Origin of the sequence: Stutzerimonas stutzeri, assembly GCF_019090095.1 — a bacterium.
GTDB lineage: Bacteria > Pseudomonadota > Gammaproteobacteria > Pseudomonadales > Pseudomonadaceae > Stutzerimonas > Stutzerimonas stutzeri_AN.
The window spans coordinates 31,979-53,388 of sequence record NZ_JAGQFP010000004.1 but is presented as its reverse complement, the minus strand read 5'-3'; the positions used below and the strand labels follow the sequence as shown (position 1 = coordinate 53,388).

Here is a 21,410-nt window from a genome sequence, read left to right as displayed (position 1 = left end):
GATGTCATGGGCATTCGCGCGTCGGAAACGGATGCGTGCCTGTCGTCCATGGATAAGGTTTCCCGGCTGGGCCGCGACACACTCGGTCGCAGCCGAGCAAGGGAAGGCGGTCTCGCCGGGGTCGCATTCTTGTTGATGGCACCAATGCCGTCCGGCTCGCCGCCTTGCGTAGTAACCGAATAGCCACTTTATTGTCGCCAGCCATAGACGCCTGCAAGGCGCGGCCGGCTTGAGGAGCAACCGATGGATGTCACTTCCAACCTGAGCCTGGGCGATCCGCTCGAAGCCGCACGTAAGGCCACGGCAGAGATGCTGCAGACGCGCCAGCCGAATTTTTCCCTCGCACAGCCGTTCTATAGCGATGAACGTCTGTTCCAGATCGACATGCAGGAGATCTTCCACAAGGAATGGTTGATCGCCGGCATGACCTGCGAAATCCCCGCGAAGGGCAACTTCCTCACCCTGCAGATCGGCGACAACCCGATCCTGGTCATCCGTGGTGCGGAAGGTGCGGTACATGCCTTCCACAACGTCTGCCGCCATCGCGGCTCGCGGCTGTGCACCAGTGACAAGGGCAAGGTGGCCAAGCTGGTGTGCCCTTACCACCAGTGGACCTACGAACTGGACGGTCGTCTGCTATTCGCCGGCACCGAAATGGGCGCCGACTTCGACTTGAATGACTACGGGCTCAAGCCGGTGAACTGCAAGACGGCTGGCGGCTATATCTTCATCTCCCTGGCCGAAAACCCGCCAGCGATCGATGACTTCCTGGCTACCCTGTCGCACTACATGGAACCCTACGACATGGAGAACGCCAAGGTGGCCGTGCAGAGCACCTTGGTGGAAAAGGCCAACTGGAAGCTGGTGTTGGAAAACAACCGCGAGTGCTACCACTGCAACGGCTCGCACCCGGAATTGCTCAACACCCTGCTGGAGTGGGACGACGTCACCGATCCCCGCGCCAGCCAGGCGTTCAAGGATCACGTCGCCGAATCGGCCGCCAAGTGGGACGCCGAGAAGATTCCTTACGCTCACGCCAGCTTCGGCCTGCGTAACCGTATCGTGCGCATGCCGCTGCTCAAGGGCACGGTCTCCATGACCATGGATGGCAAGCAAGGCTGCAAGAAGCTCATGGGCCGCATCCAGAACCCGGACCTCGGCTCGATGCGTATCCTCCACCTGCCGCACTCCTGGAACCACTGCATGGGCGATCACATCATCGTCTTTACCGTGTGGCCGATCAGTGCTCAGGAGACCATGGTCACCACCAAGTGGATCGTCCACAAGGACGCCGTCGAAGGGGTCGACTACGACGTGGCGCGTCTGCGCCAGGTGTGGGACGCCACCAACGATCAGGACCGTCGTCTGGCTGAAGAGAACCAGCGCGGAATCAACTCGACGGCCTATCAGCCGGGCCCGTACTCGAAGACCTACGAGTTCGGTGTGGTGAACTTCATCGACTGGTACAGCGAGCGCATGCTGAACAACCTGGGCGCTGAGCCTGCAAGCTACCTGAAGCAGATCAACGACTAATCGCTCGTCGTTCGACGCCAGGCGGCGCACCTGCGAAGGTGCGCCGCTTTTTTTTATGGCGGCGACAAGCTGCTCCTGCTCCTGCTCCTGCACCTGAACCGGTGCCTGGCGCGCTGTTTGCCAGCCCTTACAAAGAGGAACTTCGCACCGCCTGCGTGACCGAAGGCTGGAAGTGTCGTGCTCCCGCCTCGACGGCGTGGGTGCCGGGGATCGCAGCCCAATCGCCACCGCGAAAGAAGGTGCCAGTCAGTGATCGTGATCATCATGGGTGTTGCCGGCAGCGGCAAAACCACCATAGGCAAGAAGCTGGCCGCCCGCCTGGGGTGGGGCTTCTCCGATGCCGATGAATTTCACAGCGACGCCAACAAGCAGAAGATGGCCGAGGGCGTCCCGCTCGATGACGAAGACCGCCAGCCCTGGCTCCAGGCGATGCACGAGGCGATCGAGGCGCGACGGGAGCAGGGTCATGACTGGGTTTTCACCTGTTCGGCGCTCAAGCGCCGCTACCGCCAGCTGCTCGGCGCTGATCACGAGGACCTGTGTTGGATCTATCTGGACGGCTCGGAGCAGCTGCTGCTGGAGCGGCTGTCCCGGCGTGGCGGGCATTTCTTCGACCCCCGCCTGCTGCGCAGCCAGCTGCAGACGCTGGAACGCCCCGACGAGCGCGAGGCCATGCGGGTGGACATTCGGCCCGCGCCCGAGCAGATCGTCGAGGCGATTGTCGAGCGCCTGCCGTTGGATGGGGCGAATCGCTGAAGGGTCAGTCCGCCATTTCGTAGCGATCGCGGCCGTTGCGCTTGGCGCGTAGCAAGGCCACGTCGGCACGGTTGATGGCGGTGGAGTAGTTCTCGCCAGCGCGCAGTTCCGCCATGCCCAGGCTCACCGTGACGGACAGCGAATCGTCGTTGATCCGAATGCGTAGCTTGGCAACGGCATGACGCAGCCGCTCCATGACCGTCACGGCCTGTGCGCTGGTGGTCTCCGGCATCACGACGAGGAATTCTTCGCCGCCCCAGCGGCCGCACAGATCGTGCTCGCGGATTTCCGCTTCCATCACGCGTACCACGTCCATCAGCACGTGGTCACCGACTTCATGGCCATATTGGTCGTTGATGACCTTGAAGCGGTCGATATCGATCATGACGATGCACAGCGGGCGCGAATAACGCTTGGCCCGCTCGGTTTCGTCGCGCAGGCGCTCGGTGAGCAGGCGGCGATTGGCGATCCCGGTCAGCGCGTCGTGGGTGGAGGCCTCTTTCAGCGCGATATTCAGGTCGCGCATCATCATCTGGTAGCGATCAGAGATGCGCGCGACCTTTTCCAGCTGCCGCAGCTGTTTCTCAAAGCGCGCCGAAAGCGTCATCTCGCGGTCCCGGACGATGCTCTGATAGCCGTCGGAGACACGGGCGATCCGCTCGATCCGGTTGAGCAGGGCGTGATGCGCTTCCCACAGCTGGCTCAGCGCTTCGTGCAGCGGATGGTCCTGATTCCGGGGGTCGGACAAGGACTCCAGGACCTGGCTTTCCAGAGGCTTTTGGCCGCGCATACAGACCTTCTATTCGTCGCTGAGGATCATGAATGGAAAGGTGCAGTCTTCCTTGAATTCCTCGGCCAGTTCCACCACGCGCTCGTTGCGCCGATCGTAATGCCAGTTGACGGCCACCGACTTGCCTTGCTGGTGCGCCGCTTCGAGCAGGTCGAAGATGTCCATCACCGCCTTGATGCTGCTGGTGTTGAGGTACAGCAGGTGCAACTCCAGGCGCAGCGGGCGGTCCGCTTCGGCCAGGTAACGCTCGATCCACTCGATGACCTGGTGGAACAGCTCGTAGGAGTTTTCCGGGTAGGAATCGCCCTGCATGGAGAGCACGCCGTTGGCCCAATCGGATTGAATGGCAGGCGATGACTGGCTGCCGGCAATGGAGAAATCATTCATGTGCATTTGGCTCTTGTAAGTCAGATGACCGCGCTCAGGCTGATGAACGAGCGGCCGTTGGCAACGCTTTGCAACGAGGCCTTGAGTGGCTCGCTGGATTTACGGGCGATGTCGATCAGGCCCAGCCCGGCGCCGCTCACGGTGTTGTCTTCGCGCGGCTTGCGCAATTGTTCTTTGTACCTGGCCTTGAGCTGGGCTTTGTCCAGGCTCGCCAGCTCCTCGATGGCAGCGATCAACGCTTCGCCATCTGCGGTCTCGATCAGGTTGCCGGCCGAGACGACATAACGGCCGTCGCTGTCATTGCGGGCGACCACGACGGTGGCGCCGGCTTCCTGGTCGGCCCAGTTTCGGACCTTCGCGTAGTGGCGGATGTTCTGGGTCATTTCGATATAGACGGCGAACACGTCCATGGCCGACGACGGATTGGCGTGGTCGGCGGCCAGGTAGTTGCGCAGGGCGTTGCCGATTTCCTCGATCAGGCTGCGCGAGATCGGCCCGTTGAAGCACAGCATGATCTGCTGCCTGTTGTAGCTTTCGCGCATGGCGAAGAGGTCAAGATTTTCCATGGGGCGACTCGACTCCGGTGGATGGCGCTCAATCGAAACGGAAACACAACATGGTGATGTCGTCACGCTGGGGATAATCGCCCTGGTATTCGGCCAGGGTCGCGCTGAACGCGGCGCCTTGTTCGGCCAGCGGCAGGCGGGCGTGACGCAGGATCATCTCGGCGAAGCGGCTGTTGCCGAAGCCATAGCCTAGCTCGCCGCCAGCCTGATCGAGGAAGCCGTCGGTGGCGAGATAGAAGGTACGCCCCGGCTTCAGTTCGACCTCGGCGTTGTGGTATTCGCCGACACGGCGATCTCCCACCGCGCGGCGCCCGGCTGGCAGTTCATCGAGATGCTCGCCGTCGCTGTAATACAGCGCGATCTTAGCGCCGGCATAGATCACCCGACGGCGTTCGACGTCGACATAGGCAAGGCCCACGTCCATGTTGGTGGCCAGGGCATGCTGGGTGCTGTCGTCGCGCAGCATCCTGCGCACGATGCCATCGGTGCGTGCAAGGATCGCGGCCGGGTCGCCAAGGCCGGCATCTGAAATCGCCTGCTCGATGGCGGCATGGGCGAGCATGGTCATCAGCGCGCCGGGTACGCCATGGCCAGCGCAGTCGACCACACCGAGCAGGCAGCCCTGGGCTGTGGCGCGATAGACGTAGAAATCGCCGCCGACCACATCGCGCGGATGCCAGAGCACGGCATGGCGATCATCGAGGTCGGCGACCAGTTGCCGCTTGGGCAGGATGGCGTGCTGGATGAGGCTGGCGTAGTCGATCGAGTCGTCGATCTTCTTGTGCGCCGCGGCCATTTCCCGGTTGGCCTGCTCCAGCGCGCGGGTGCGCTCCTGAACCCGGCTCTCCAGCTCGTGGGTGTGGCTGCGCACCTGCTGCGCCATGCTGCTGAACGCGGCGCTCAGCTCGCCGATTTCATCGTCGCGGTGAAGCGGCAGCGGCGTTTCGTACTGCCCGGCAGCGATCGCCTGAGCGCTTTTGCGCAACTGCCGCAGGGGCCTCAGCAGGCGCTTGTCGACCAACCAGGCACCCAACAGAATCAGTACCGCCAACAGCAGCAGGACGGCACCGAGCGCGGGCAGCAATGGCTTGAGCTCGATTACCTGGGCGGTCCGCAGGTCGACGGCACTGGCGACGAACCATTGCAGCTCCGGAATCCAGGTCAGAGCCAGCAGACGTGGCTCGCCATCGAGGCTCGTCTCCAGAGTGACCGTCTCGGCGGGATGCTCCCGGCTGTAAGCCATCGCCTGACGCAGCGCCTGGGCCTGATCGATGTCATCGAGCAGGCCCAGCAGGTTGGTGGACAGCGAGCGCCCTTGCGAGGTATCGGCGTTGAGCGTGACCAGGTTCGGGTTGGGGTGGACCAGGATCGAGCCGAAGCTGTCCAGCACCATGGACTCGACGCCGGTCTTGTTCTCTTCGATGAACTGGGTAACGAAGGCTTTCAGGCTGATGCCCGAACCGACGATACCGAGGGGGCGGTCGCCATCACGGGTGACGATGTTGAACCAGATCTTCAGATCGCCGGTGACGACCGAGCGGTCCACGTTCAGGTGGTAGGGCGCATCCGAGCGCAGCGTGACATAGAACCACTCGTCATCGGGGTTGTCGGGCTTCATTACGTAACGAGGCTGTTCGCTGGGTGCCTGCTGATCGCCGTTGGAGTAGTAGCGATGGGTCGCGGCCGACGCGGCGAAGTAGGAATGGTCACCGAGTGCCCGCTGGTAGCCGGCGGCCTCGCGGAAGAACAACTCGCGGCGGGCGGCGTCGTCTTCGTCGAGGAGCCAGGCGCGGGTGATCTGCGATTCCGCCAGTCGCTGGGCCAGGGCCAGTTCGCGAGTCACCGGTGCGAACAGCCGCTCACGGTTGAGCTGCACCACGTTGCGCGCGTAGGCCTCACCGAAACGGTGTTGTACGCCTTGCAGGGCTTGTTGCCCGACCAGCACCGTCACGCCGATGGCCAGCAGGAAGGTCAGCATTAGCACCAGCAACGATTTCCCGCGTAAGCCCAGTGCTGCCATGTCGGTGTCTATCCCTTCCTGTCGCGACGCCTTGCGGGCGTTCCGCATGGGTGAATCTGCTCTCGAGGCGCGCAATTATCCGGCATCTAGCAATTGGCCACCAGAGGCGATTCGTCACGCAAAAACGGAGCCTTGCGGCTCCGTTGAAGATCGAAGCTACTGGGCGAGCTTCTTGTACTTGACCCGATGCGGTTGAGAGGCCGCATCGCCCAGCCGTTTCTTGCGATCGGCCTCGTACTCGGTGTAGTTGCCCTCGAAGAACACGATGTCGCCGTTGTCCTCGTAGGAGAGGATGTGCGTGGCCACGCGGTCGAGGAACCAGCGATCGTGGGAGATCACGATGGCGGCGCCGGGGAAGTCCAGCAGCGCTTCTTCCAGCGAGCGCAGGGTCTCCACGTCCAGGTCGTTCGAGGGTTCGTCGAGCAACAGCACGTTGGCGCCTTCCTTCAAGGTCAGCGCCAGGTGCAGACGACCGCGCTCACCACCGGACAGGTCCTTGACGAACTTCTGCTGGTCGCCGCCCTTGAAGTTGAAGCGTCCGACGTAGGTGCGCGAAGGGACTTCATAATTGCCGATACGGATCATGTCGGAGCCGTCGGACACCGCTTCCCATACGGTCTTGCTGCCGTCCAGGTCTTCACGGCTCTGGTCGACGCAGGCCACCTGCACGGTTTCGCCGATCTCGATGCTGCCCGAATCCGGTTGCTCCTTGCCCATGATCATGCGGAACAGCGTGGATTTGCCCGCACCGTTACCGCCGATCACACCGACGATGGCGCCTTTGGGCATGCTGAACGACAGGTTGTCGATGAGGACGCGATCCCCGTAGCCTTTGGTCACGTTTTTGAAGTCGATGACCTTGTCGCCCAGGCGCGGACCGGCCGGGATGTAGATTTCGTTGGTCTCGCTGCGCTTCTGGAATTCCTGCGATTGCAGCTCTTCGAAGCGCTGCAGGCGTGCCTTGGATTTCGCCTGGCGGGCCTTGGCGCCCTTGCGCACCCACTCCAGCTCTTCCTTCATCGCCTTTTCATGGGCCGATTGCTGTTTGGATTCCTGCGCCAGGCGCGCGGACTTGGCTTCCAGCCAGCCCGAATAGTTGCCCTCGTAAGGGATGCCCGCGCCGCGGTCGAGTTCGAGAATCCAGCCGGCGACGTTGTCGAGGAAGTAGCGGTCGTGGGTGATCGCCACGACGGTGCCGGGGAAGTCGTGAAGGAAGTGCTCCAGCCAGGCCACCGAGTCGGCGTCCAGGTGGTTGGTTGGTTCGTCCAGCAGCAGCATGTCTGGTGCCGAAAGCAGCAGACGGCATAGCGCGACCCGGCGCTTCTCGCCACCGGACAGATGTTCGACCTTGGCCTCCCACGGCGGCAGACGCAGGGCGTCGGCGGCCACTTCGAGCTGGCGTTCGAGGTTGTGGCCATCGCTGGCCTGCAGGATGGCCTCGAGCTTGGCCTGTTCGGCGGCCAGCTTGTCGAAATCGGCGTCGGGTTCGGCGTAGGCGGCATAGACTTCGTCCAGGCGCGCCTGGGCATCCTTGATGCTGCTGACGGCTTCTTCGACGACGTCGCGAACGGTCTTGCTCGGATCGAGCTCGGGTTCCTGCGGCAGATAGCCGACGTTCAGGTCGGGCATGGCGCGGGCTTCACCGTCGAACTCCTTGTCGACACCAGCCATGATCCTCAGCAGCGTGGATTTGCCCGCGCCGTTGAGGCCGAGCACGCCGATCTTGGCACCCGGAAAAAAGGACAGGGAAATGTTCTTGAGGATTTCACGCTTCGGCGGAACGACTTTGCTCAGCCGGTGCATGGTATAGACGTATTGAGCCATGGAGACGAATGCCCGTGACGAAGAAAAAAGAGGATGAAAAACCCGTCGTGGCGGACGATCGGGACAATCCGGCAAAGCTACCGGAATGCGTCAGGCAGGGCAAACCAGGCGCTCCGCATTCGATGGTGGCGTTTTGCCTTGGTGCAGGGCATGCTTAGCGCCATTCACGCATACGCCGCAGGGCTATTGTCGCCCTCTTGCACAGGTTCGACAGTTTGACTGACGACAACACATCTCCACTGCAGGCGTCCCGTTCCGTAGGCTTCGCGCCGCTGGTCCGGCTTGTGGCTCGGCTAGGCGCTCGGCTGTTGCCCAGACGCTTCGACGCTCGCTGGCAGGCGCTGCGTTATTCGCTTGCCGCGCTGGACGCCATTGACGAGCGGGTGCTGATCAGCGATTTCTCCGGCCGGCTGCAGCACCTCAATCGTCAGGCGGAGAAGATGTTCGGCCTGGGCAGCCAGCAGGTATCGCGTTATCGGCTGCAGGACCTGCTACCGGCGCTCGATCCGCAGGCCTTCGATGTCGATCAGGCAAGCGATGTCTGCCTCCCGCCCGTACGTTTGCTGCAGGGCGGCGAGTTCCGCCTGTTTTCCATCGCCCGCGGTGCGCTTTGCCTGGGGCGCGATTCGCAGCCCTCCTGCTTCGTCTGGGTCATGCGCGACATCACCCGTGAGCGGCAGGCGCAAACGGCGCTGGTCGAGCGCGAACGCTTCTGGTCCGAGGTGCTCCGGGCGGTGCCCGACACCCTCTATGTGCAGGATCTGCAGAGCGGCAAGCTGGTCTACAGCAACAGCAATCTGGCCTCGCGGCTGGGCTACAGCGAGGCCGAGCGCGGCGAGGATGGCAATGCCTTCTGGCAGCGCATCAGTCACCCCGACGATCAGGAATACATCTGGCGTCTGCTGGCGCTGCGCGGCTCGATGCGCGAAGGCGTCGGGCAGGAGGCGTTGCTGCGCTGGCGGCACCGCGATGGCAGTTGGCGCTGGTTCAGCCTCTGCGAGCGGGTCTTGTCTCGCGATTCACGAGGGCGGATCTGGCGGCTGATTGGCGTCGCCCGCGATGTCACCGCGGACATCGAGCACAGCCACTCGCTGCGCGACAGCGAGCGCCGCTATCGCATGCTCGCTGACAGCCTGCAAGATGTCATCTTCACCACCGATAGCTCGGTGCGGATCGACTACGTCGGCCCGTCCATCCAGGCTGTGCTGGGTTACAGCCCGGACTGGGCGCTGCGTCACGGCCTTGACCGGGTGGTGACGAAACCCCGCCAGGCCGCGCGTTTTTACGAGCTGATGCGCCGCGTGCGCAGGGCTTCGACCAACCCGCTTGCCCTGGCCGAACTCGGCCAGAGCCTGCAAGGCGAGACCCTCTATTTCGATTGTCGCGCCGCGGACGGTCGCCCGGTCGCTATCGAATTGCGCATCACTTTGATCTGGGACGAGCACAACCGGTTCGACGGAACCCTGTGCATCGGTCGTGACGTCAGTCAGCAGCGCCAGGCCGAAACGGAGCTGCGCCGCGCCGCGACCGTATTCGACCATTCCACGGCGGCCATCGTCGTCACCGACCCGGACGGGCGGATCGTCCAGGTCAACGCGGCATTCCAGCGTATTACCGGCTATGGCAGCGAGGAGATGCTGGGCAAGCTGCCGATGGCGCTGAGCGCCGATCGCCAGCAAGCCAACCACATGACCTTCGTTCGCGACCAGATTCTGCAGGCCGGGACCTGGGAGGGCGAGTTCTGGCTCAAGCGCAAGGACGGCGATACCTACCCGTGCTGGGTCGGCATTACCGCGGTGCGCGACGCCGAGCATGAACTGGTCAGCTATGTCTGCTTCTTCAGCGACATGAGCGAGCGCAAGGCCAGCGAGAAGCGCATCCATCGTCTGGCCTACTACGACAGCCTGACCCAACTGCCCAATCGCACGCTGTTTCAGGACCGTCTGCACAGCAGTCTGCAGCTGGCGGCGCGACGCGGGGGCTGGGTGGTGTTGATGTTCCTCGACCTGGATCGCTTCAAGCCGATCAACGACTCGCTCGGTCATGCCGCCGGCGACCGGATGCTCAAGGAGGTCGCGATGCGACTGGCCTCCTGTGTCGATGCGGACGATACGGTGGCGCGCATGGGCGGCGACGAATTCACCTTCCTGTTGCATCCAGGCAATGATCGCGAGGAGGCGCTCAAGCGCGCCATTCACGTCGGCGAGCGCATCCTGGCCAGCCTGAGCGAGCCGTTCGTGCTGTCCGGGCGTGAATTCTTCGTCACCGCCAGCATCGGCATCGCCCTCAGCCCGCAGGATGGCGACGACCTCAGCCAGCTGATGAAGAATGCCGATACGGCGATGTACCACGCCAAGGAACGCGGCAAGAACAATTTCCAGTTCTATCAGGCTGAGATGAACGCCAGCGCACTGGAGCGACTGGAGCTCGAAAGCGACCTGCGGCATGCCCTCGAGCAACAGCAGTTCGTGCTGCATTATCAGCCGCAGCTGCTGGCCGACGGTCGGACCCTGACCGGCGTCGAGGCATTGCTGCGCTGGCAGCATCCGGACCGTGGCCTGGTGTCGCCGGCGGCGTTCATTCCGGTGCTCGAGGAGTTGGGGCTGGTGGTCGAGGTCGGTGACTGGGTGCTGGCCGAGGCCTGCCGGCAGCTCCTGGCGTGGGAACGAGCGGGGCTCAGGGTGCCGAAGGTTGCGGTGAATCTGTCGGCCCGGCAGTTCGCCGACGGCCAGCTCGGTCAGCGTATCGCTAAGATTCTCGCCTCGAGCGGCATCGAACCGGCTCGCCTCGAGCTGGAGCTGACCGAAAGCATCCTAATGCAGGACGTGGGGGAGGCGCTGCGTACGCTCGAGTCGCTCAAGCGGCTCGGGCCATCAATTGCGATCGATGATTTCGGCACCGGCTATTCCTCGCTCAATTACCTCAAGCAGTTTCCCATCGACGTGCTGAAGATCGACCGCAGTTTTGTCGATGGGCTGCCCGCCGGCGAGCAGGACGGCCAGATTGCCCGTGCCATCATCGCCATGGCGCATAGCCTGGGGCTGGCGGTGATTGCCGAAGGGGTGGAAAACCAGTTGCAGCTGGATTTCCTCCAGGCGCATGGCTGCGATGAAGTGCAGGGGTTCTATCTTGGCCGCCCGATGCCGGCAGCATGCTTGGGCGAGGTCGTTGCTGGCTACGGGGCCTGAGCGCCGAGCTGATCTGTGCAACCGGAGCGGAACGGCGACAGGCTGCTGCACGCAGGCGCCTAGCGCGGCGCTCATGTTGCAGATGACCAGTCCTCATACCCGCATTTTTGCGGATGAGGTAGACTCTGCGGCTCGCTTTTTACCGCCAGCTGACTCTGAGGACCGCCATGTTCAGCCGTGATTTGACCCTCGCCCGTTTCGACGCCGATCTCTTCGCTGCCATGCAGCAGGAAGCCAAGCGCCAGGAAGACCACATCGAGCTGATCGCCTCGGAAAACTACACCAGCCCGGCGGTAATGGAAGCCCAGGGTTCGGTGCTCACCAACAAGTACGCCGAAGGCTACCCGGGCAAGCGTTACTACGGTGGTTGCGAGTATGTCGACGTGGTCGAGCAGCTGGCCATCGATCGCGCCAAGGAGCTGTTCGGCGCCGACTACGCCAACGTCCAGCCGCATGCCGGCTCGCAAGCCAACAGCGCTGTCTACCTGGCGCTGCTCAACGCCGGTGACACCATCCTCGGCATGAGCCTGGCCCACGGCGGCCACCTGACCCACGGCGCCAGCGTGTCGTCCTCGGGCAAGCTGTACAACGCCGTGCAGTACGGCATCAACGACCAGGGCCTGATCGATTACGACGAAGTCGAGCGCCTGGCCGTCGAGCACAAGCCGAAGATGATCGTCGCCGGTTTCTCGGCCTACTCGCAGCAACTGGACTTCCCGCGCTTCCGCGCCATTGCCGACAAGGTCGGTGCCTACCTGTTCGTCGACATGGCGCACGTGGCCGGTCTGGTTGCCGCGGGTGTCTACCCGAACCCGGTGCCGTTCGCTGACGTCGTCACCACCACCACCCACAAGACCCTGCGCGGCCCGCGTGGCGGCCTGATCCTGGCCAGGAAGAACGAGGAGATCGAGAAGAAGCTCAACTCCGCGGTCTTCCCCGGCGCCCAGGGCGGCCCGCTGGAGCACGTCATCGCGGCCAAGGCCGTGTGCTTCAAGGAAGCGCTGCAGCCTGAATTCAAGGCCTACCAGCAGCAGGTCGTGAAGAACGCCCAGGCCATGGCCGACGTGTTCATCCAGCGCGGCTTCGATGTCGTCTCCGGCGGCACGCAGAACCATCTGTTCCTGCTCAGCCTGATCAAGCAGGACATCACCGGGAAGGATGCCGACGCGGCGCTGGGCAATGCTCACATCACCGTGAACAAAAACAGCGTGCCGAACGACCCGCGTTCTCCGTTCGTCACCTCCGGCCTGCGCATCGGTACGCCGGCGGTCACCACGCGTGGCTTCGGTGAGACCGAGTGCCGCGACCTGGCTGGCTGGATCTGCGACATTCTCGACAACATGGGCGACGAGTCGGTGATCGAGGCGGTGCGTGGCAAGGTCGAGGCCATCTGCGCCAAGTTCCCGGTCTACGGTAACTAAGCACGACCAGCAGTAGCGAAAGCCCGGCCATTGCCGGGCTTTTTTGTTTGTCCAGGCGCGGGCGCGACGGGACGCGGTCGCCGTCCGAGGCACCATTGCCGTTGCGCCGCCTGAGGCTTGCCTGATTCGGAGAGGCTCGATGCAGCTCAAGCACAAGATCGCCGCACTCAGCATCCTGCCATTGCTGCTGGCCGTGGCGGTCGTGTGTGCCCTGGTGATCGTGCAGAACCAGCGGCTCGGCGAGCAGCAGGCACAACTGATCGAGGCCAGCATCCTGGCGAGCAAGCAGGCGGAGCTGAAGAACTATGTGGAAATGGCCACCAGCATCATCGCACCGCTCTACGACAGCGGTTTGGATGACGACGAAACCAAGCAGAAGGTGCTGGCCGCGCTGAGCCGATTCAGCTTCGGCAGCGATGGCTATTTTTTCGTCTACGACCGTAGCGGGCGCAGCTTGATGCATCCGCGCCAGAGCGAACTGGTCGGGCAGGATCTCTGGAACATGACGGATCCGAACGGCCTGCCGGTGATCCAGGCACTGATGCGCAGCGCGCAGCGCGGCGACGGCTTCCAGCGCTATACCTGGCAAAAGCCTTCTACCGGGCAGTTCGCGGCCAAGCTTGCCTACGTGGTGATGCTTGAACGCTGGGGCTGGATGCTTGGCACCGGACTCTATCTCGAGGACGTGGATCAGGCGATTCTGAACGTGCGCAACGAGGTGTCCAGCGGTATCCATACCACCATGCTGGCGATCGCCGGGGTGGCGCTGGTCGCGGTGCTGCTGGTGTTCGCCAGCGGCCTGACGCTGAACGTCAGCGAGCGGCGCTTGGCTGACCGCAAGTTGCAGTTGCTGACCCAGCGTATCGTCAGCCTGCAGGAGGAGGAGCGCTCTCGCGTGTCCAGAGAGCTGCACGATGGCATCAGCCAATTGCTGGTGTCGATCAAGTTTCAGTTCGAGCTGGCCAGTCACGAACTGGCCAGCGGCAGTCCCAAAGCCTTGACCACCCTCGATACCGGCGTCGAACGACTGGCCGGGGCTATCGGGGAAGTGCGACGAATTTCCCATGACCTGCATCCCTCGCTGCTTGATACCCTTGGGCTGTCGGCGGCCATTGGCCAGCTTGTCGCCGAGTTCGAGCAGCGCAGTGGCCTGACCCTGCGGTATACCAATAACCTCGGCCACGGAGCACCTGACGACTCGGTGGCGGTCGCACTGTTTCGCGTGCTGCAGGAGGCCCTGACCAACATCGAGCGTCACGCGGGCGCGCGGCAGGTCCGTATCAGTCTGGACGGTGATGGCGTTTCAGTGCGCCTGAGGGTCAGGGACGACGGGATCGGCTTCAATCCCCGCAAGCTCGACAGCATCAAGGGCGGCGGCATCGGTTTGCGCAACATCCGTGAGCGGGTGGAGCACTTTGGAGGGCGCTTCAGCCTGACCTCCGAAGCCGGTGGCACCGAGCTGGACGTAACCTTGCCGGCGCACCCCGGCTGACTTCCGTCGACAACAACAAGAGGCTCGCACAATGAACCCGCAAGCACGTATCAAGGTGGTATTGATCGACGACCATGTCATGGTTCGGGACGGTATCCGCGCATTGTTGATGGCCGTGCCCGAACTGGATGTGGTCGGCGAGGCCAGCAGCGGCGCCGAAGCCCTGGAGCTGCTCAATCGCGTAGCGGTCGATGTCGTGCTGATGGACATCGGGCTCAAGGACATCAACGGCCTCGAGCTGACCCAGGCGTTGCGCCGCGACTTTCCGGACATTCGCGTGCTGATCCTGAGCATGTATGACAACCAGGAGTACGTGAACACCTCGGTGAAGGTTGGCGCCCGCGGTTACGTACTCAAGGACGCACCGTCACGCGAGATCATCGTGGCCATCGAAGCCATCGCCGCCGGGGACACGTACTACAGCGAGGGCGTCGCCGAGAAGCTGGCCAGCCGTAACGCCGAAGAGCGCGAGCTGACCCCCCGTGAACGGGAAGTGCTGCTGATGCTCGCGCAGGGGCACAACAACAAGACCATGGCGCGCGCCCTGCAGATCAGCGTGCGGACCGTGGAAACCCACCGGCTTAGTATCCGCCGCAAGCTCGACATCGACCGACCGGCGGACCTGATGAAGCACGCAATGGTGCATGGCTGGCTGCCGGGCCAGCACTAACGCCGACTTTTAGGTTCGAACCAGGCTGCGATTCGATACGTCGATCACCGAGGGCAGCGTCGCGCTGCCGCGGGGCGCGCTGTTCATCTCTTCATTTTGGATGCGTCATGCCTGTTAAGTCTGTCGGAGCGATTCCGCCACCGCCGCTGGTCTACCTGGTTTTCATTGGCTGCGCCTGGGCCTTGGCCCGATGGGTGCCGCTCGATCTGCCTCCCCATGAACTCGTGGCGTACACCGGCTGGAGCGCGATCGCCCTTGGCGGTCTGCTGATGGTCTGGGCGGCTTGGGAGATGTTTCGCCATCGCACCACCATCAACCCTTACGGAAAGCCGAGCAGTCTGCTGCAGACGGGTCCGTTCGCTTTCTCGCGCAACCCGATCTACCTGGCCGATACGCTGATCTACTGCGGCGTAGGCGTGCTGATGGACAGCCTTTGGCCCTGGTTGCTGCTACCGCTGCTGATCTACTGCATGCAGCGCACCGTGATCGTGCATGAAGAACAGCTGCTGACGCGATTGTTCGACGATGAATACCGGACCTACCGGCGGCGGGTACGGCGCTGGCTGTGAGCCTGCCGCACGCCTGGGTGGCCTATAGTTAACGGAAATTCTCCCGGAGTGATCTTGATGAGCGAAACAAACAGCGATCGTCGACGGTTTCAGCGCATCGCCTTCGATGCGCAAACCGAGCTGGAGCAGGGCGCGCGCCGCTGGCCGGTCGAGTTGCACGATGTTTCCCTGAAGGGGCTGTTGGTGCATCGCCCGACCGACTGGGACGCCGATCCGAATCAGCCATTCGAGGCACGCATACGGCTGGCCGATGATGCCGAGGTGCGCATGCAGGTCGAGATGTCCCATAGCGAAGGGGAGTTGATCGGCCTGGTGTGCCGGCATATCGATGTGGTTTCCATCAGCCACCTGCGGCGGCTGGTCGAGCTCAACCTCGGTGACGAGGCGTTGCTCGAGCGCGAACTGGCTGCGCTCGGCGAGCCCTGAGCGCAGCGCGTTATTCGAACAGCGCGTCCAGCGCCTGCTCGAGGCGCGTCACGGCGATGACCTGCAACCCGGCGGGTGCTTCCTTCGGTGCATTGCCCTTGGGCACGATGGCTCGCTTGAAGCCATGTTTGGCGGCTTCCTTCAGCCGCTCCTGGCCGCTCGGCACCGGGCGGATCTCCCCCGACAGACCGACTTCTCCGAAGACCAGCAGATCGGTGTCCAGCGGTCGGTTGCGCAGGCTGGAGATCACCGCCGCCATCAGCGCCAGGTCCGAGGCCGTCTCCAGCACCTTCACGCCGCCGACCACGTTGATGAACACGTCCTGATCGTAGGTCGGGATGCCGCCGTGGCGGTGCAGCACGGCCAGCAGCATGGCCAGGCGATTCTGATCGAGCCCCAGGGTGACGCGCCGCGGATTGGCCATGTGGCTGGTGTCGACCAGCGCCTGCACTTCCACCAGCATTGGCCGGGTACCTTCCCACGTGGCCATGACCACGCTGCCAGGCACCGCTTCCTGCGCGCGGGTCAGGAAGATCGCCGAGGGGTTGGTGACCTCCTTGAGCCCTTTGTCGGTCATGCCGAATACACCCAGCTCGTTGATCGCGCCGAAGCGATTCTTCACGGCGCGCAGCAGACGCAGGCGCCCATCCGATTCGCCCTCGAAGTAGAGCACCGTATCGACCATATGTTCGAGCACGCGCGGTCCGGCCAGTGCACCTTCCTTGGTGACGTGGCCGACCAGGAAGATCGCCGTGCCGCTCTGCTTGGCGAAACGAACCAGTAATGCGGCGCTTTCGCGCACCTGAGCGACACCGCCCGGTGCCGACTGCAATTGTTCGGTGAAGATCGTTTGTATCGAGTCGATGACCATCACCTTGGGCTTTTCCAGGCGGGCCGTGGCGATGATCGATTCGATGCAGGTTTCGGTCATGACCTTGAGCCGGTCCTGCGGCAGGTCCAGGCGTCGTGCGCGCATGGCGACCTGTTGCTGCGATTCTTCGCCGGTGACGTAGAGTGCCGGAAACTGGCGAGCCACATTGCAAAGGGTCTGCAGCAGGATGGTCGATTTGCCGATGCCGGGATCGCCGCCTATCAGCACGACCGAGCCATCGACCAGGCCGCCGCCGAGGACGCGATCCAGCTCGCCGGAGGCGGTGGAGAAGCGAGGCACTTCTTCGACGCTGACTTCGGCCAGGGTCTTGATGTTGGCCTTATCGCCTGCCCAGCCGGCTCGCCCTGACGGGGGCGCGGCGCCGTCGATCACGGTTTCCACCAGCGTGTTCCAGGCGCCGCAGTCACCGCACTGACCGGCCCATTTCGGAAAGGTCGAGCCACATTCGGTGCAGCCATACATACGCTTGGCCTTGGCCATGGGGAACTCCGCGTCGGATAGGTGGAGTCGCATGATAGCGGCTGACTTGATCGCCATCAGCCACAAGCGCTTTCAGAGCCGCCAGACTGTAAACAAATCGAACAGGAGTCGCCCCATGCGCTACATGTTGTTTCTGCACCTTCTCGGCGCCAGCGTCTGGGTCGGCGGCCATCTGGTATTGCTGCTAAGCGTATTGCCCGGCGCGTTACGTCGCCGCGACGTGCAGCCGGTGCGCGCATTCGAAGCGCTTTATGAGCGAGTCGGGATCCCGGCGTTACTGTTGCAGATCGTGACAGGCATCTGGCTGGCGGGGCAGTGGTTGCCGCATGCGCAATGGTTCGGCGGCTCGCCCGTCGCTCACCTGGTCCAGGCCAAGCTGGTACTGCTGGCCTTCACCGCGGTGTTGGGCGTGCATGCGCGGCTGGCGATCATCCCGAAGCTCGATGCGCAGCGACTCACGCAACTCGGTGTGCATATCGTATTGATCACCCTGACGGCGGTGGCCTTTGTCTGGGTGGGCGCCGGTTTCCGCTTTGGTGGGCTGGTTTGAGCGCGGCCAGGTCCGATCGCTCGTCGGTGTGATGTCATTGGCCGAGCCTGGCCTACAAGGGGTGATCGCTCGATGGGCACCTGTTGCAGATGCCCGTCATGTCGGCGCGATGCCGCTTAGCCGCAGCAACCGCCACAGCAGCTACCGCTGGCGCGCTTGAGATCACGCGCGATGGCGTCCTTGAGTGTGACGCGCTCGAGCTTGAGGGCGCTCAACGCATCGTCATCGAGGGTTTCGACACCGTCTTCCACGCGGCAGATCTGCTTGTCCAGGGCTTCGTATTGCTCGGCCTTGCGCGCGAAAGCGGGGTCCTGCTGGCGCAGCAACTGGAGCTGTTCGCGCTTTTCAGGGAAATCCTTGGTCAGAGGGTGGTGTTCGACGTGCATGATGGCGCTCCAGATGAGTATAGGGAGCCGTACGTTAGCGCTGCCGCCCATGATCTCTTTTGACGGCGATCAAGCCGGCGCCATTGGTGCGTCCCGCTCGTCGACCAACCTCTCTGGCTCGCCGCTTGAACCCCGCCTATGCTGCACAGGGTTGAAGCGCTACGGCGAATTTCCGACTCCGAATTCCTCCACTGACCAAAGGGAACATACAGATGGGTATGCTCAATGAGTTCAAGGCGTTCGCCGTTCGAGGCAACGTCATCGATATGGCCGTCGGTATCATCATCGGCGCCGCCTTCACTAAAATCGTCTCGTCGTTCGTCGCCGACGTGGTGACACCGCCACTGGGTTTGCTGATCGGTGGCGTCGACTTCTCCGACCTGGCTATCGTGCTCAAGCAGGCGGTCGGCGATACGCCGGCGGTCACCCTCAGCTATGGGCGCTTCATCCAGACGGTGTTCGATTTCACCATCGTGGCGTTCGCCATCTTCCTCGCCGTCAAAGGCATCAATCATCTCAAGCGCAAGGAAGCCGAAGCGCCCTCAGCGCCACCGGCTCCCAGCAAGGAGGAAGTGCTGTTGACCGAAATCCGCGACGCGCTTCGCGCGCGCAACGACGTTTGAGGGCTTTCCCGTCTCAGGTTTGATCGGGCGTGGCGCGAGAGGTGCCGGTGCTCGGCTGGGCGCGCCGGTGCCGAGCGGCGCCTATCGGCGCGCGGCGTGCCTGAACATGGCGAAGGGCAGGGCGCTCCTGCAGCGCGGTCGTTTCAGGCTCGGGGCAAGGCGATGGCCGTCGGGGGCGCGTCCTGAATCTTGCAGGCTGGCATGGGCAACGCCAGAATGGCGGCATCACTCGTGGCCCCGTGGCCACCTCAGCAAGGATCCCCAATGCCCGAAACCGTCGCTGCCGGCTTGCGCCTGGCGCCCGAAGCGCTGACCCGTCCCTTCGAACCCAGTCAATTCGATTTCAAGACCACTGACGAACTGGAGCCTTTTCTCGGTGTGCTCGGCCAGGAGCGCGCCGTAGAGGCGCTGCAATTCGGTGTGGCGATGCCACGCCCCGGTTATAACGTTTATGTGATGGGCGAGCCGGGTACCGGGCGCTTCTCGTTTGTGCGGCGTTACCTGAAAGCCGAAGGCAAGCGCCTGGCTACGCCGTCGGATTGGGTTTATGTGAACAACTTCGACGAGCCGCGCGAACCGCGCGTGGTGGAGCTGCCGCAGGGCGGCGCCGCGGAATTCATCGCGGACATCGGTCAGCTGATCGACAATCTGATGGCGACCTTCCCGGCCGTGTTCGAACACCCCAGCTTCCAGCAGAAGAAAAGTGCCATCGACCGTGCGTTCAACCAGCGCTACGACAAGGCGCTGGACGTCATCGAGAAGCTGGCGCTGGAAAAGGACATTGCGTTGTACCGCGACAGCAGCAACATCGCCTTCACGCCGATGAAAGACGGCAAGTCGATGGACGAAGCGGAGTTCGCCCAACTGCCGGAAGCCGAGCGCGAGCGCTACCACGAGGATATCTCGGCGCTGGAGGTAAGCCTCAACGAAGGGCTGGCCAGCCTGCCGCTGTGGAAGCGTGAGTCGAGCAATCAGCTGCGACAGCTCAACGACGAAACCATCAGCCAGGCGTTGCAGCCGCTGCTGGCACCGCTCTCGGACAAGTACGCCGAGAACGCCGGGGTCGAGGCCTATCTGCAGGCGGTTCAGGTCAACCTGCTGAAGACAGTGGTCGAGCAGCTGGTGGATGAAAACCGTCCGGACGCCCAGACCCGTCAGCTGCTCGAGGAGCAGTACAGCCCGAGCCTGGTGGTCGGGCATGCGCTGGATGGCGGGGCACCGGTGGTGTTCGAACCGCATCCGACCTATGACAACCTGTTCGGTCGTATCGAATACAGCACCGATCAGGGCGCGCTCTACACCAGTTATCGCCAACTGCGCCCCGGCGCGCTGCACCGCGCCAATGGCGGCTTCCTGATGCTCGAAGCCGAAAAGATGCTCAGCGAGCCTTTCGTCTGGGAAGCGCTCAAGCGGGCCTTGCAGTCGCGGCGCCTGAAAATGGAGTCGCCGCTGGCCGAACTGGGCCGTCTGGCGACGGTGACGCTGAACCCGGAGGTCATCCCGCTCAACGTCAAGGTGGTAATCATCGGCTCGCGCCAGCTGTACTACACGCTGCAGGACCTCGATCCGGACTTCCAGGAAATGTTTCGGGTTCTGGTGGATTTCGATGAGGAGATCCCCCTGGCCGAGGACAGCCTCGAGCAGTTCGCGCAGCTGATGAAGACGCGGACGTCGGAAGAAGGCATGGCGCCGCTGACCGCGGCTGCGGTGGCGCGCCTGGCGACCTATAGCGCGCGGCTCGCCGAGCACCAGGGGCGGCTGTCGGCGCGTATCGGCGATCTGTTTCAGTTGGTCAGCGAGGCGGACTTCATTCGCCAGCTGGCCAAGGATGACGTCACCGACGTCGGTCATATCGAGCGCGCCCTTAAAGCCAAGGCGACCCGCACCGGCCGTGTCTCGGCACGCATCCTTGAGGACATCCTTGCAGGCGTCATCCTGATCGACAGCGAAGGCGCTGCGATCGGCAAGTGCAACGGCCTTACCGTGCTGGAAGTCGGTGATTCGGCATTCGGCATGCCAGCGCGGATCTCTGCCACCGTTTACCCGGGCGGCTCGGGGATCGTCGATATCGAGCGCGAGGTCAATCTCGGCCAGCCGATTCACTCCAAGGGCGTGATGATTCTGACGGGCTTCCTGGGCAGCCGCTATGCGCAGGAATTCCCGCTGGAAATCTCTGCCAGTATCGCGCTGGAACAATCCTACGGTTACGTCGATGGCGACAGTGCTTCGCTGGGCGAGTGTTGCGCGCTGATCTCCGCCATCTCGCGAACCCCGCTCAAGCAGTGCTTCGCCATTACCGGGTCGATCAACCAGTTCGGTGAGGTTCAGGCGGTCGGCGGTGTGAACGAAAAGATCGAAGGCTTTTTCCGCCTCTGCGAAGCGCGCGGTCTGACGGGCGAGCAGGGTGCGATCATTCCCTTCGCCAACGTTACGACACTGATGCTCGATGAGCGTGTGCTGGAGGCGGTGCGTCAGGAGCGCTTCCACATTTATGCCGTGCGCCATGTGGATGAAGCGCTATCCTTGTTGGTAGGTGAACCCGTAGGCGCAGCAGACCAGGATGGGCAGTTCCCCAAGGGCAGCGTCAACGCGCGAGTGGTGGAGCGCTTGCGTGACATCGCTGAGATCGAGCTCGAAGATGATGGCAAAGGCGATACGGCCACGCCGGAGGCCGCAGCCGTACCCGCGAAGGGCGCCGAGCAACACTAGCCCCTCTCGAGCGAGCAATAAACGGACGGAACGATGTGAGCGGCGGCGGGTCTGCAGTGGAGGAGAGTTCCCACTCTCTGTCCACATGGTTATCCACAAGTTTTGTGGATAAACAGGCTGCCCCGCAT

Annotated in this window: 17 protein-coding genes and 1 pseudogene; 11 read left to right on the top strand and 7 right to left on the bottom strand. The window is 63.2% G+C overall.

What is annotated here, in order from left to right; all coding sequences use genetic code 11:
• Nucleotides 1-243: 243 nt before the first annotated feature.
• Nucleotides 244-1,533, top strand: a complete 1,290-nt coding sequence (gene gbcA, locus KVO92_RS21760) for a glycine-betaine demethylase subunit GbcA (protein ID WP_217477676.1) — start codon at nt 244-246, stop codon at nt 1,531-1,533.
• A 249-nt stretch (nt 1,534-1,782) separates the two neighbouring features.
• Complete coding sequence (locus KVO92_RS21755) at nt 1,783-2,289, top strand: gluconokinase (RefSeq protein ID WP_217477675.1); 507 nt, start codon at nt 1,783-1,785, stop codon at nt 2,287-2,289.
• 4 nt (nt 2,290-2,293) lie between these two features.
• On the opposite strand, the gene siaD is transcribed toward KVO92_RS21755, so the two are convergent.
• The 5 genes from siaD to ettA all read right to left on the bottom strand — a co-directional run bounded on the left by siaD (nt 2,294) and on the right by ettA (nt 7,876).
• Nucleotides 2,294-3,079: a biofilm regulation diguanylate cyclase SiaD gene (siaD, locus tag KVO92_RS21750; protein WP_217477674.1), complete on the bottom strand. Its 786-nt coding sequence runs from the start codon at nt 3,077-3,079 to the stop codon at nt 2,294-2,296.
• Nucleotides 3,080-3,088: 9 nt separating this feature from the next.
• Complete coding sequence (siaC, locus tag KVO92_RS21745) at nt 3,089-3,466, bottom strand: biofilm regulation phosphoprotein SiaC (protein ID WP_217477673.1); 378 nt, start codon at nt 3,464-3,466, stop codon at nt 3,089-3,091.
• Nucleotides 3,467-3,486: 20 nt separating this feature from the next.
• On the bottom strand, nt 3,487-4,032 hold the full coding sequence (gene siaB / locus KVO92_RS21740; protein ID WP_217477672.1) for a biofilm regulation protein kinase SiaB: 546 nt from the start codon (nt 4,030-4,032) through the stop codon (nt 3,487-3,489).
• Nucleotides 4,033-4,060: 28 nt separating this feature from the next.
• Nucleotides 4,061-6,052 carry a biofilm regulation protein phosphatase SiaA gene (gene siaA, locus KVO92_RS21735; RefSeq protein WP_217477771.1) on the bottom strand — a complete coding sequence of 664 codons (1,992 nt, stop codon included), beginning with the start codon at nt 6,050-6,052 and terminating at the stop codon, nt 4,061-4,063.
• 156 nt (nt 6,053-6,208) lie between these two features.
• The gene (gene ettA, locus KVO92_RS21730) at nt 6,209-7,876 is read right to left on the bottom strand and encodes an energy-dependent translational throttle protein EttA (RefSeq protein ID WP_217477671.1); all 1,668 of its coding nucleotides are present in this window, start codon (nt 7,874-7,876) and stop codon (nt 6,209-6,211) included.
• Nucleotides 7,877-8,445: 569 nt separating this feature from the next.
• Between ettA and KVO92_RS21725 the strand changes: the two are divergent.
• From KVO92_RS21725 to KVO92_RS21700, 6 genes and pseudogenes are all read left to right on the top strand, one after another.
• Nucleotides 8,446-11,064 (top strand): annotated as a pseudogene (locus KVO92_RS21725) (sensor domain-containing protein); the annotation flags it as partial.
• Between the two features lie 167 nt (nt 11,065-11,231).
• Entirely contained in the window at nt 11,232-12,485 is a 1,254-nt protein-coding gene (glyA, locus tag KVO92_RS21720; RefSeq protein WP_217477670.1) for a serine hydroxymethyltransferase, read from the top strand.
• 139 nt (nt 12,486-12,624) lie between these two features.
• The gene (locus KVO92_RS21715) at nt 12,625-13,977 is read left to right on the top strand and encodes a cache domain-containing protein (RefSeq protein WP_217477669.1); all 1,353 of its coding nucleotides are present in this window, start codon (nt 12,625-12,627) and stop codon (nt 13,975-13,977) included.
• Between the two features lie 31 nt (nt 13,978-14,008).
• Nucleotides 14,009-14,647, top strand: a complete 639-nt coding sequence (locus KVO92_RS21710) for a response regulator (RefSeq protein ID WP_217477668.1) — start codon at nt 14,009-14,011, stop codon at nt 14,645-14,647.
• 107 nt (nt 14,648-14,754) lie between these two features.
• The gene (locus KVO92_RS21705; protein ID WP_217477667.1) at nt 14,755-15,216 is read left to right on the top strand and encodes a methyltransferase family protein; all 462 of its coding nucleotides are present in this window, start codon (nt 14,755-14,757) and stop codon (nt 15,214-15,216) included.
• A gap of 57 nt (nt 15,217-15,273) precedes the next feature.
• Nucleotides 15,274-15,642, top strand: coding sequence for a PilZ domain-containing protein (locus tag KVO92_RS21700; RefSeq protein WP_217477666.1), 369 nt, complete (start codon nt 15,274-15,276; stop codon nt 15,640-15,642).
• Nucleotides 15,643-15,652: 10 nt separating this feature from the next.
• On the opposite strand, the gene radA is transcribed toward KVO92_RS21700, so the two are convergent.
• Nucleotides 15,653-17,014: a DNA repair protein RadA gene (gene radA / locus KVO92_RS21695; protein WP_217477665.1), complete on the bottom strand. Its 1,362-nt coding sequence runs from the start codon at nt 17,012-17,014 to the stop codon at nt 15,653-15,655.
• A 115-nt stretch (nt 17,015-17,129) separates the two neighbouring features.
• Here radA and KVO92_RS21690 point away from each other — a divergent pair, with 115 nt between their 5' ends.
• Nucleotides 17,130-17,564: a CopD family protein gene (locus KVO92_RS21690; RefSeq protein WP_217477664.1), complete on the top strand. Its 435-nt coding sequence runs from the start codon at nt 17,130-17,132 to the stop codon at nt 17,562-17,564.
• Between the two features lie 116 nt (nt 17,565-17,680).
• Here KVO92_RS21690 and KVO92_RS21685 read toward each other — a convergent pair whose 3' ends face one another.
• A complete protein-coding gene (locus KVO92_RS21685) occupies nt 17,681-17,950 on the bottom strand; it encodes a YdcH family protein (protein WP_217477663.1) in 270 nt (89 codons plus the stop codon).
• A gap of 212 nt (nt 17,951-18,162) precedes the next feature.
• Here KVO92_RS21685 and mscL point away from each other — a divergent pair, with 212 nt between their 5' ends.
• Complete coding sequence (gene mscL / locus KVO92_RS21680) at nt 18,163-18,573, top strand: large-conductance mechanosensitive channel protein MscL (protein ID WP_217477662.1); 411 nt, start codon at nt 18,163-18,165, stop codon at nt 18,571-18,573.
• A 264-nt stretch (nt 18,574-18,837) separates the two neighbouring features.
• A complete protein-coding gene (locus KVO92_RS21675) occupies nt 18,838-21,282 on the top strand; it encodes a Lon protease family protein (RefSeq protein WP_217477661.1) in 2,445 nt (814 codons plus the stop codon).
• Nucleotides 21,283-21,410: the final 128 nt, after the last annotated feature.